Origin of the sequence: Mesoflavibacter sp. SCSIO 43206, from assembly GCF_019904215.1 — a bacterium.
Taxonomy (GTDB): Bacteria; Bacteroidota; Bacteroidia; order Flavobacteriales; family Flavobacteriaceae; genus Mesoflavibacter; species Mesoflavibacter zeaxanthinifaciens.
Genome location: NZ_CP063201.1, coordinates 520,910 through 532,500 on the forward strand (window position 1 = coordinate 520,910; position 11,591 = coordinate 532,500).

11 protein-coding genes (1 of these 11 cut by a window edge) are annotated in these 11,591 nt (G+C 31.1%); 1 reads left to right on the forward strand and 10 read right to left on the reverse strand.

The features are described from left to right. Nucleotides 1-15 precede the first annotated feature (15 nt). The 9 genes from INR78_RS02660 to INR78_RS02700 all read right to left on the reverse strand — a co-directional run bounded on the left by INR78_RS02660 (nucleotide 16) and on the right by INR78_RS02700 (nucleotide 9,361). Nucleotides 16-1,233 (reverse strand): folylpolyglutamate synthase/dihydrofolate synthase family protein, encoded by a 1,218-nt coding sequence (locus INR78_RS02660; protein WP_223077360.1) that lies wholly within the window; start codon nucleotides 1,231-1,233, stop codon nucleotides 16-18. 5 nt (nucleotides 1,234-1,238) lie between these two features. Continuing rightward, nucleotides 1,239-2,102 carry an energy transducer TonB gene (locus INR78_RS02665; protein WP_223077361.1) on the reverse strand — a complete coding sequence of 288 codons (864 nt, stop codon included), beginning with the start codon at nucleotides 2,100-2,102 and terminating at the stop codon, nucleotides 1,239-1,241. Between the two features lie 7 nt (nucleotides 2,103-2,109). Further along, on the reverse strand, nucleotides 2,110-2,502 hold the full coding sequence (locus INR78_RS02670; protein ID WP_027880332.1) for a biopolymer transporter ExbD: 393 nt from the start codon (nucleotides 2,500-2,502) through the stop codon (nucleotides 2,110-2,112). Between the two features lies 1 nt (nucleotide 2,503). Then, a complete protein-coding gene (locus INR78_RS02675; RefSeq protein ID WP_223077362.1) occupies nucleotides 2,504-3,208 on the reverse strand; it encodes a MotA/TolQ/ExbB proton channel family protein in 705 nt (234 codons plus the stop codon). Between the two features lie 51 nt (nucleotides 3,209-3,259). Next, entirely contained in the window at nucleotides 3,260-4,654 is a 1,395-nt protein-coding gene (nhaD, locus tag INR78_RS02680; RefSeq protein ID WP_106678782.1) for a sodium:proton antiporter NhaD, read from the reverse strand. 7 nt (nucleotides 4,655-4,661) lie between these two features. Continuing rightward, nucleotides 4,662-5,888 carry a Glu/Leu/Phe/Val dehydrogenase dimerization domain-containing protein gene (locus INR78_RS02685; protein WP_106678780.1) on the reverse strand — a complete coding sequence of 409 codons (1,227 nt, stop codon included), beginning with the start codon at nucleotides 5,886-5,888 and terminating at the stop codon, nucleotides 4,662-4,664. 163 nt (nucleotides 5,889-6,051) lie between these two features. Continuing rightward, nucleotides 6,052-7,560, reverse strand: a complete 1,509-nt coding sequence (locus INR78_RS02690; RefSeq protein ID WP_223077363.1) for a hypothetical protein — start codon at nucleotides 7,558-7,560, stop codon at nucleotides 6,052-6,054. After that, nucleotides 7,553-8,200 (reverse strand): hypothetical protein, encoded by a 648-nt coding sequence (locus INR78_RS02695; RefSeq protein WP_027880327.1) that lies wholly within the window; start codon nucleotides 8,198-8,200, stop codon nucleotides 7,553-7,555. The genes INR78_RS02690 and INR78_RS02695 overlap by 8 nt, the downstream gene beginning before the upstream one ends. A gap of 96 nt (nucleotides 8,201-8,296) precedes the next feature. After that, on the reverse strand, nucleotides 8,297-9,361 hold the full coding sequence (locus INR78_RS02700) for an anhydro-N-acetylmuramic acid kinase (protein WP_223077364.1): 1,065 nt from the start codon (nucleotides 9,359-9,361) through the stop codon (nucleotides 8,297-8,299). 94 nt (nucleotides 9,362-9,455) lie between these two features. Between INR78_RS02700 and INR78_RS02705 the strand changes: the two genes are divergently transcribed. Then, entirely contained in the window at nucleotides 9,456-10,598 is a 1,143-nt protein-coding gene (locus tag INR78_RS02705) for an acyl-CoA dehydrogenase (protein ID WP_027880325.1), read from the forward strand. Nucleotides 10,599-10,653: 55 nt separating this feature from the next. On the opposite strand, the gene INR78_RS02710 is transcribed toward INR78_RS02705, so the two are convergent. Next, nucleotides 10,654-11,591 carry the final stretch of a helix-turn-helix domain-containing protein gene (locus INR78_RS02710; RefSeq protein ID WP_223077365.1) on the reverse strand. Its footprint extends 1,501 nt past the window's final position, so only the last 938 of its 2,439 coding nucleotides appear in the window; its start codon lies beyond the right edge, outside the window; its stop codon occupies nucleotides 10,654-10,656.

Genomic DNA, 11,591 nt, shown 5'->3' on the forward strand with positions numbered 1-11,591 from the left:
TTTTTGAAAAAATTTTTAAAAAATTTCTGCAACAACAAAAGTACTTCCTCCAATATAAATCACATCATTATCATTTGCTCTGCTTATTGCTTTATCAACAGCTTCTTTTACAGATAGATATGATTCTCCAACAAAACCTTCACCAAAAAATTGATCTCTTAAAATATTTTGATCCAAACCTCTTGGAACATCAGGTTTGCAAAAATAAAATGTGGCTTTTTTAGGTAAAAGACTAAAAACTTGACTTAAATCTTTATCATTAACTACTCCAAAAACAATATGAAGATTATAAAATTGTTCTTTTTGCAATTGTGTCATAGTTATACTCAACCCTTCTTTATTATGTGCTGTATCACAAATAATCTTGGGTTTTGTTTGTAATATTTGCCAACGTCCTTTTAATCCAGTATTCTTTACTACATTTAGAAGTCCGTTTTTTATATTTAAATCTGAAATTTTATAATTTTTCTGCTGAAGAATTTTAAGTGTCTTCAAAACACCTTTAATATTTTTCTTCTGATAATCTCCAAGCAAATCAGTTGAATACTTCGCTTTAATTATTTTATCTGCAAAATATATTTTTGAGTTATTTTGATTAGCTACTTCTTCAAAAACAGGTTTAGTTTCATTATGGGTTTCACTAATTACTACAGGAACATTAGATTTAATTATACCTGCTTTTTCTGATGCTATTAATGGTAACGTTTCTCCAAGAAACTGTGTGTGATCATAACCAATATTAGTAATTAATGAAACTTCTGGAATGATAATGTTTGTTGAATCTAATCTTCCTCCTAAACCAACTTCTATTATAGCAATGTCTACTTTTTGTTTTGCAAAGTAGTCAAACGACATACCAACAGTCATTTCAAAAAAAGATAATGGATTTGATTTAAAAAAAGCTTTATTTCTTTTAATAAAACCGATTACAAATTGCTTGCTTACTTCTACTCCATTTATTTTAATTCGCTCTCTAAAATCTTTTAAATGAGGTGACGTATACAAACCTACTTTATAGCCTGCTTCTTGTAAAACAGATGCTAACATATGACTGCTAGATCCTTTACCATTAGTACCAGCTACATGGATAGATTTAAATTTATGCTGTGGATTATTTAAGTGATTAGCTAACAACAATGTGTTAGTCAAATCTTTTTTGAATGCTGTTTTACCTTGCTTTTGGTACATTGGAAGTTGAGTAAACATCCAATTAACAGTCTCTTGATAGGTCATGGCTTTTATTGCCCTAATTTAAAATTAATACTCACAAAACCTACTTGACGGATTGGCGCATTAGGATCTGCTTTCCATTTATGAGATAATGCAATTTTACGAGCTGGTTCTAATAAACACTTAGCTGTATTTTTTGTGCCTTTTGCTCCTGGTTCTGCTTTAACAACGTTTCCGTTTTGATCTACCTCAATTCTTACAACAACTAATCCTGCTTCATTACAATCTTGTTGATAAATTTGCTTTGTAGGTTTACCTCTCCCATTTAGTCCGTAACCAACTCCGCCACTTCCAGTACCTGGATCACCAAAATAACTTGGCGCATAAGGATCTCCGTTTAACTGACCTTTATCGCCTGCTTGGTTGTCATCACCTTCACTACCGCTAGATTCACCATTAGAGTTATTAAGTCCACCCATCATAGCATCTAGTTTTGCTTTCTTTTTTGCTTCTTCTTGACGCTTTTTCTCTTCTGCTGCAGCTTTTTCTTTGGCTTTTCTTTCGGCTTCTGCTTTTGCTTTAGCTTCTGCTTCTTTCTGTTTTTTTATTGCTATTGCCTCTTCAGATTCTTGAGTAATCACTTCTTCTGAAGTTTCGTTTGTAGATGCTGCAGCTTCTTCCTGAGTTTCTTCTTGTGCTTGTTCCTCTTGTGGTTGCTTATTAATGTTTAAATCTTCAGATTTAACCGGTTTATCTGGTTGCACATTACCACTACCTACCGCAGAGTTACCGAAATTTACTGAAACACCATACTCTATTGGCGGATCCATATATTGAGGTCCAACAACAAATAACAATAGCAATAAAATAAGCACAATTAGTGCTGTTATTTTTGCTGAATTTCGTTCGTGTTTGGTGTTTAAATATTTCATTTAAAAATTACTTCGACTTAACTGCTAAAGTAGATTTTATCTTATTGCGGTTGGCTATATCCATAATATAAACCACATGTTTCATCTCTACATCTTGATCCGATCGTATAGTGATACTAGGCGAATCTGACTGACCAACTTTTGCTAAAACTTCTGCTTCTAAATTATCTTTAGACACTTTTTTCATGTCTACATAATAATTTACATCCTTATCTACGCTTACAGAAACATTTTTTGTTTGCGTCGTTTTACTAGAAGACTTTGGCAATAGTAAATCTATAGCTTCTGCAGAAACTAATGTGGATGCAATCATGAAAAAGATAAGCAATAAGAAAACAATGTCGGTCATTGACGACATGTTAAATTCTGGTGTTACTTTATTTCTTCCTCTTAATCGCATATTAACTAGGTTCGTTTAATAAGTCTAAAAACTCTAGCGAATTAGCTTCCATTTGATACACCACTTTGTCTGTTTTAACAACTAAATGGTTATATGCTATGTAAGCAACAATACCTACTATTAAACCTGCTACAGTAGTTGTCATTGCGGTGTATAAACCGTCTGCTAATGTTTTAATATCTATAGATCCGCCAGAATTAGCTATTTCAAATATTGATAAAATCATTCCTATTACCGTTCCAAGAAAACCGATCATTGGCGCTGCACCAGATATAGTTGCTAAAACGCTTACGTTTTTTTCTAGATTATAAATTTCTAATCTTCCTGCGTTTTCTATTGCTGTATTGATATCTTCTAAAGGTTTACCAATTCTTGAAACTCCTTTACTAATTAATCTTGATACTGGCGAATTAACTGTTGAACACAGGTTTTGGGCTGAATCAATTTTTCCATTACTAACATAATCTTTAATTTGATTCATAAAATTAGCATCTATTTTAGAAGCCTCTTTTATGGTTAAAATACGTTCAAAGTATATGTATAAAGTAAAGATTAGCATCAAAATTAAAACCGCTATAATAACCATACCTGCTGTACCACCAGAGGTAATTAGTTCTATTATAGATAAAGTTTTTTCAACTGATTCTCCATCTTGTAAAACTTCAGAAGCTTCTTGAGCAGTGTCTTGAATTAAATTGCTTATCATATTTAAATTTTAGGTACCTATATGTAACGTTTCAATTTAGAATTTCGTCTATTAAAATAAAGTTCTTGTCCAGAAAAAGGTTAAAGCACCAGCTAAGAAACCGATTAAAGCTAACCAAGCTATCTTTTTTAAGTACCAGAAAAAGTCAATTTTTTCCATACCCATTGCTACAACTCCTGCTGCAGAACCAATAATTAACATACTTCCTCCAGTTCCGGCAGAGTATGCTATAAAGTGCCATAACTCGTTATCCATAGGCTCTGAGAACATTCCTAAACTTGCTGCAACTAACGGAACGTTATCAATAACTGCAGATCCAATACCTAGTAATAAAATTACTAAATCAGAAACACCTTCTCCGTGTAATTCTGTTCCAATCATTGGCACACCTTCTTTTAAAGTAGTTGCAAACCCAAATAATATTCCTAAAGATTCTAACGCAGCTACTGCCATTAAAATTCCTAAAAAGAATAAAATACTTGGCAACTCAATCTTTGATAAAGAGCTGTGTACAGGACTATGATGTGCATGAGAGTCACTTTCTGTATGATCTACTTCTGCTAAACTAAATTTAGAAGAACTATAGATTTCTGCAAAAACCGCTACTACACCAAGAGCAAACATCATACCTACATATGGAGGTAAATGTGTTACTGTTTTAAAAATTGGAACAAAAACAATAGCTCCTAAACCAAGGTATAACATTGTAGAACTAAATCTACTTTTTGGTTTATCATCTGCACTATCATCTTGTTCTAATTGACCTTGAAATGATGGTAAAAATGAAGCTATAAAAGTTGGCACAACCATACAAACTAAAGATGGTAATAATAAATAGCCTACTAAGTGACCAACAGACACTTTATTTGCAATCCAAAGCATAGTTGTAGTTACGTCTCCAATTGGTGACCAAGCACCACCAGCGTTTGCTGCAATTATAATAATACCTGCATACCAAATACGTACGTTTCTATCTTTTACTATTTTTTGTAAAATAGAAATTAAAACTATGGTTGCTGTAAGGTTATCTATTATAGCAGAAAGTATAAAAGCTAAAATAGAAAATATCCAAAGTATGTTTTTTTTCTTTTTAGTTTTTATGAATGTTTTGATTGTAGAAAAACCATCAAAATAATCGATAATTTCTACAATTGTCATTGCTCCTAATAAGAACACTAAAATCTCGGCTGTTTTACCAAGATGATGTAATAATGTTTCTTCCATTAAGTGCATTTTACTATCATGCGCCATAGATGTAAAACCATCTACTAAACCATGATTTGCAGAGTCAAACCATTGAGGGAAAGCATCTATCCCCAAAGAAATTAATGCCCAACTTATAGCCATCATAACTAAAGCTGGTATAAGTTTATCTATTTTTAAATTATGCTCTAAAGTAATTGCTAAATAACCAATTACAAATACAATAATAATTACTGATTCCATGTTTTATTTAAATAAGTTGTTTAAGTGCTATTTCAAACGCTGTTTTACTAATTTCAGTCTTTAAAGGACTTTTATCGTAAACGTTTTGAATTGCTTTTTTGATTATGTCTGAAGTATCATTAAAAATAGCTTCATCTGTCATTTGTACTTTACGCTCCATAAAATAAGCAAACACACGCGCCATACCACAGTTAGAGATAAAATCTGGTATTAAACTTACACGCTCATCGGTTTGCTCCATTATTGGTCCAAAGAAAATTTCTTTATCTGCAAATGGTACATTTGCGCCACAAGAAATGACTTCTAAACCTGTACTTATCATTTTGTCAATTTGATCTTGAGTAATTAAACGTGATGCTGCACATGGTGCAAAAATTTCTGTTTCTAGAGACCAAACGCGCTGATTCATTTCTTCAAAAGGAATCATGTTTTCTGCTAGTAAAGTATTTCCGTTTTTATTTAAGAAGAACTCTTTAATTTCTTCAAAAGTAAATCCGTTTTCATTAATTACTCCTCCAGAAATATCTATAATTCCTACCACTTTTGCTCCCATTTGAGCTAAGTAATAAGCTGCTGCAGAACCAACATTACCAAATCCTTGGATTACAGCACGTTTTCCTTTTACATTTCCGCCATAAATTTCATAATAATGTTTTACCGCTTCAGCAACGCCATAACCAGTAATCATATCTGCAACTGTGTATTTTTTTGAAACGTCTGGTGAATAGTTTACGTTTTCTAAAACCTTGATTACACCTTGACGTAATTGACCGATACGGTTAATTTTGTCTGCTTCTGTAGGTTGAAAGTGACCATTAAATACACCTTCTTGCGGATGCCAAACACCAGAATCTTCAGTGATTGGAATTACTTCGTGAATTTCATCTACATTTAAATCTCCACCAGTACCATAATAACTTTTTAATAATGGTGAAACTGCTTTATACCAACGCTCTAAAACACCGCGTTTTCTTGGGTCTTTTGGATCAAAATTTATTCCTGATTTTGCACCACCAATTGCTGGTCCAGATACAGTAAATTTCACTTCCATTGTTTTAGCAAGAGATAAAACCTCGTTCATATCTAATCCCTTGCGCATACGTGTACCGCCACCAGCAGCGCCACCACGTAAAGAGTTTATAACTGTCCATCCTTCTGCATCTGTTTCTGAATCTTTCCAGTTAAATACAATTTCTGGCGCCTTATTTTCGTAAATTTTTAGTAAGTCTTTCATTTAGTTATTTAAGAATAAAATCAACTAGTTAGTTTAGGTTTAAACAAGTTTTTAGTTGATTCATTTTATTGAAGAATTGTTAATTAGTAACAACAAATATAAAAAACAAAAAATGGCTTTAAAAGTAAAGCCATTTTTATTATTATAAATTATTGTTAAGTTTTTAGTTTAAAATCATTTTTCCAAATGCATGATATAGATTACCATAACCATAAATGGCAAAATTATTAGTATCTATTTGCTTTGTAAAGGTAGGCGCAAAGTCTATTATTAAATCTTCGCCGCCAACTTTACTGTCCCAAAATGGTACAATTGTTTGATCTCCTGTATCATCAATTGTGTTTAATATAACTGCTCTTGCTTCGATTTTCCTATTACCTAAAACAATTTTTTTCTCTTTTAAAACGTATTCTTTTTCTGTTGTTAGCAGATTTAATTTTCCGTTATTTAAAAAAGGATAAAATGAGGCTATACGCTTAGCTTCATTTTTATAAGTGTCTGAATATTTTAAGTAAGACTCGTACTTTACTTGTCCTGCTGTATCTAACTTTACAACTATTCCTGGACCTATATTATGCGTGTAATCATACTCAAAACTTGCGCCTTCTTTTAAGGCACTTTCGGATTTAAAACATTCGCCAATTAAATAGATGTTGTTATCTTGAGTTAGTACATTTTGAACTGTTAAATCTAAAAAGCCTTTTCCTAAAACTTTTTTAAGTATAGCGTCTGACCAACCTTGATTGCTTACTAAATTTCCGTTAGTTAAATCGTAAAGAAAATAGCTTTTATCTTTTTTTCCACCAACCGAAATACCTGGTTTTACATTATCTGTCGCAAAACCTATTAGATAATTTGTATTAGCTACTGTTATTACTTTACTGTCTGAAATATAAAACTCTGGAGCAGAAACTTGTTGTGTCTTTTTATCTGTTCCGTTTATTGTGATAACAGCTGTTTTTGGTTCTTTTTTAAAAATATCTGTGTGTTTTACAATATGTATGTTTTTATCATTAGTGATGTAAAGCTGTTCTTTGTAAGCTCTTTCGCTTTCAAAATTTAAAGTGAAATTTGAATTAGCTATTTCATTTAAATCTTTATCAAATAAAACTGTTGTGATTTTTTCGTTTTGCTTTTTCTCAAAAACATTATTTACTAAAACTGCTAGTGTGTTTTTGTCTGGAGAAATTTCTACATTAAAAAAACCTGAGTTATTTACTTTTTCTATAGGCAAGGTAAACAGCTCTTTTTCTTCTGAAATAGTAAAGCTATCATTATCAAATACCTGAACGTATAGCACGTTTTTACCATCTTTTTTTAAAGCTATATTAGAGAAAAAGTAAAGTTTGTTATCACCTTCTATAACATTTATTAAAGTAGCATCCAAGCGTTGACGCTGTGGTAATTTAAAATTTACATCCTTTAAAACTTGACGATTGTAATCGTGCTTTGTAATGTAAATTAGCTTTGGTGCGTAAAAATGAGATCCTGATTTTTCTATACTATAGATTGTAAAATCTTCTGTTGTTGGAAAAATAATATTTGGATTTTGATATCCATTATGACCATTTTTTGCCCAATCTGTCCAAGTAAAATTGGCGGTTTGAGAAAACACTGTTGTAGATAGTAATATTAACAACAGTGTTAGTATATTAAATTTTGTCTTATTCAAAATGTGCGTTGTATTCGTTTACAATTTTTAAAATACCTAAAACACGATATCCTTTTTCTTTGCTTTTTATTTTTTTAGCTAATTCTGGATAATCACTAACGTATTTACTCATTACATTTTTAAAGCTAAACAATACCTTTGGCGAAGCAAATTTTAGGTAATCGTCACCATCTTTTACTGCTAACACTTCTGTTTGAATTTTTGTACCATCAAAGTCTAAAATAATCTCTTTGTTGCCATCTTTTTTAAGTGTCATTTCTGCGCCTTTATCATCTTCTACTCTTATGTAATAATCAAAAAGACTAATTTTTCCTTCTACTGTTCTTAATAAAAAGACTTTTGTTTTTCCGCTTAAACCTTCGTAAGGATGTGTTTCGTAATAATCTTCTCCAATTTTATAGGCTTTTAAATCTTTTGGATCATAAACTACTGGTTTATCATCTAAAGTTTTGAAGAATTTTACTTTACGTTGACTTTTAATTTTTAAGAATCTTTTTAAGTAACCTTCTATTTTTTCACCTTTATTAGTGATTACGTAACCTGGTAACTTTTCTGATCTGTCTTCCCAATTATCATCAAAATCTTGAGCATAAGTTAATCCAGAAATTAGTAATGCAAATGCTAGTAATAGTTGTTTCATTTTTTTAATTATTTATTAATTGTTATTATTTTTTGATATACTTTTCAAAAGCTGTATCAAAGCTTCAAAATTAAGTAAACTACTGATATTGTATTGTTAAAATTTATAAATCTTCCCAGAAGAGTGATCTTTACTTGCTCCTGTAACAGATGCTAAACAGTTATTTTCTTTTCTTAATTTTAACACACCTAAAAAGCCAAAAATTAATGCTTCTTTAAACTCTATTAATTCAGCAGATGGAATAACGATTTTAGCATTGGTTAAAGCTTTAATTCTTTCAACTAAAAAATCATTATACGTTCCGCCACCAGTTAGCAAAACAGATGCATTATCTTTTTGGTTAATCACCTTTACTATTTGTTGCGCCACATGATGAATCATAGTGTGCAAAATATCTTTTACTTCTAATTTGTAGTTATCTATTAATGGAAAAATTTGCTGCTCTACCCATTCCAAACCTAAAGATTTTGGATATGAATTTTTATAGAAATCTAAAGCATTTAACTGCTCTAATAGTTGTTGATTTATTTTTCCTTGTGAAGCTAAATGTCCCTTATCGTCATAGTCAAATCCTAATTGTTGTACATATTTATTAAGTACAATATTAACTGGACAAATATCGAAAGCGATGCGTTGCTTATTAATAAATGTAGACACGTTTGCAAATCCGCCAAGATTAATACAATAATCACACTCCGAAAATAAAAGCTGATCACCAATTGGTACTAATGGCGCACCTTGACCACCAAATTGTACATCTTGTACTCTAAAATCACATACAACAGTTTGCTTTAATTGTTCTGCCAATACAGGTAAATTCCCGATTTGATATGTTAATTTTTGTTCTGGTTGGTGTAATGCGGTATGACCATGAGAGCAAACTGCATCAAGTTGATTTATGTTATTTTTTTTAATGAAAGTCGTAATAACTTCAGCTAAATAATTAGTGTAATCAACATCTATTTGCTGTAAATCTTTTATAGATTGTTGGGTTAAGTTTTTAAGTTTTATTAGCCATTCTTCAGAATATGATACTGTATTCGAATTCAAAATTTGAAATTGCCAAGTATCTTTTTTAGTAAAATTAATTTCAGCTAAATCAATTCCGTCTAAAGATGTTCCAGACATAACACCTACTATGTGATAATTTTCTTTTAACATATCGAGTAAAAATAACTATAACGATTGAAAAAATGCTAATAAAAAGTTATCTTTGAAGACATTTTTTATTGAATTAACAATTTTATATACCACTATGGATTTTAATCTTACAGAAGAACATTTAATGATTCGCGACGCAGCTCGTGATTTTGCAAGAACAGAATTATTACCTGGCGTTATAGAACGTGACGAAAAACAAGAATTCCCTCAAGATTTAGTTAGAAAAATGGGAGAACTTGGATTTATGGGAATTATGGTAGACCCAAAATACGGTGGAAGTGGTATGGATGCGATTTCTTACGTATTAATTATGGAAGAGTTATCTAAGATAGACGCGTCTGCTTCTGTAATGGTTTCTGTAAACAACTCATTAGTTTGTTACGGTCTTGAAGCTTTTGGAACAGAAGAGCAAAAACAAAAATATTTAACAAAATTAGCTACTGGTGAGCAAATTGGTGCATTTTGTTTAAGTGAACCAGAAGCTGGTAGTGATGCAACATCGCAAACAACTACTGCAATAGACAAAGGTGACCATTATGTAATTAATGGAACAAAAAACTGGATTACCAACGGTGGTAGATCTGATGTTTATTTAGTAATTGCACAAACAGACAGAGAAAAAGGACACAGAGGAATCAATGCTTTTATCGTTGAAAAAGGTATGGAAGGTTTTGATATTGGTCCTAAAGAAGATAAATTAGGAATTAGAGGAAGTGATACACACACGCTACAATTTAACGATGTTAAAGTACCAAAAGAAAACAGAATTGGTGAAGACGGATTTGGATTTAAATTCGCAATGAAAACACTTTCTGGTGGACGTATTGGTATTGCTGCACAAGCTTTAGGTATTGCTTCTGGAGCTTACGAGTTAGCTTTAAAATATAGTAAAGAGCGTAAAGCTTTTGGTACCGAAATTTGTAACCATCAAGCAATTGCTTTTAAACTTGCAGATATGTATACAGAAATTGAAGCTGCACGTATGTTAGTAATGAAAGCTGCTTGGGATAAAGACCAAGGTAACAATTACGATATGTCTAGTGCTATGGCAAAATTATACGCTAGTAAAGTTGCTATGGAACAAACGGTTGAAGCTGTACAAATACACGGTGGAAATGGTTTTGTAAAAGAATACCACGTAGAACGTTTAATGCGTGATGCAAAAATCACTCAGATTTATGAAGGAACTTCTGAAATCCAAAAAATTGTAATTTCTAGAGGTGTTATTAAAGGGTAACGTTTCAATTATATAAAATTAAAAAGGCTTCACATGTAATGTTGAAGCCTTTTTTTTATGAGTTTAATTCGTCTAAAACCAACCTGATTTCACCATAACTATATTTATCATCTAGTTGATGTTTTAAATCTGAAAGTGTATCAAACTTTTGTTTTGGTATTAACTCTTTTAATTCTTGATAATGCGCTTTTGGCATTAAATCGGAAATTTTAATTTCACCAGATTTAATAAATTTAGCCAAATGACCGAATATTGTATTTTCATTTAATTCTCTAATGTGAGCAATTTCTTCTATAGTTTTACCGTCTTTAAAAAGTGCTAAAGACTCTTTTTGTGTATCTCCCTTTTTACGTTTTGGCTTTTCTTCTTCTACAAATTCAAATTGAGTATCATCTGAAGTATCAATATCATTCTCTTCACAATACTCTTTAATTACAGTTAAAATATCGTTTCCATACTTTTCAACTCGCACTTTACCAAAACCATTGACTTGTAATAATTCTTTTTTGGTCGTTGGTAAGGTTTCGCACATCTCGTAAAGTGCTTTTTGGGTAAAGATTTGATAGTGGATTAAATCGTGTTCTTGCGCAAGAGTATTTCTTAATTCTCTTAACAGCTCAAATAATTCAATATTTGTAGTACCATCAATGACAGTTTTTCTGAGTTTTTTTGGTTTGTCTTTAGTTAAAAAGACCGATTTAGCTCTTAGACCTAAAAAATTATTGACTTCAAAACCTTGATTTAATTCAGAGAAGTAAAGTTTTTTAGTGGCTATAAGTTCTTCAATTGTATCTAATTGTTTGCTAATATCTTTATCTAAAGCTTTGTTAACTGTGCTAAAACTAAAGTTTTGATAAGCATCTATAATTTTGCTTTTAGTTTCTTCAGAAAAATAATTAATAGCTTTTTCAAAACGTTCTTGTATAACTTGATCGTTTTCTGGCAACTTATTTTGAGCTAATTCTTTTAGTTGAATTTTAAATGAATTAGCAA

Bases quoted from the DNA above. Each gene is read 5' to 3' on its own strand.
- INR78_RS02660 (WP_223077360.1), bottom strand. From the start codon at position 1,233: ATGACCTATCAAGAGACTGTTAATTGGATGTTTACTCAACTTCCAATG.
- INR78_RS02665 (WP_223077361.1), bottom strand. From the start codon at position 2,102: ATGAAATATTTAAACACCAAACACGAACGAAATTCAGCAAAAATAACA.
- INR78_RS02670 (WP_027880332.1), bottom strand. From the start codon at position 2,502: ATGCGATTAAGAGGAAGAAATAAAGTAACACCAGAATTTAACATGTCG.
- INR78_RS02675 (WP_223077362.1), bottom strand. From the start codon at position 3,208: ATGATAAGCAATTTAATTCAAGACACTGCTCAAGAAGCTTCTGAAGTT.
- nhaD (WP_106678782.1), bottom strand. From the start codon at position 4,654: ATGGAATCAGTAATTATTATTGTATTTGTAATTGGTTATTTAGCAATT.
- INR78_RS02685 (WP_106678780.1), bottom strand. From the start codon at position 5,888: ATGAAAGACTTACTAAAAATTTACGAAAATAAGGCGCCAGAAATTGTA.
- INR78_RS02695 (WP_027880327.1), bottom strand. From the start codon at position 8,200: ATGAAACAACTATTACTAGCATTTGCATTACTAATTTCTGGATTAACT.
- INR78_RS02700 (WP_223077364.1), bottom strand. From the start codon at position 9,361: ATGTTAAAAGAAAATTATCACATAGTAGGTGTTATGTCTGGAACATCT.
- INR78_RS02705 (WP_027880325.1), top strand. From the start codon at position 9,456: ATGGATTTTAATCTTACAGAAGAACATTTAATGATTCGCGACGCAGCT.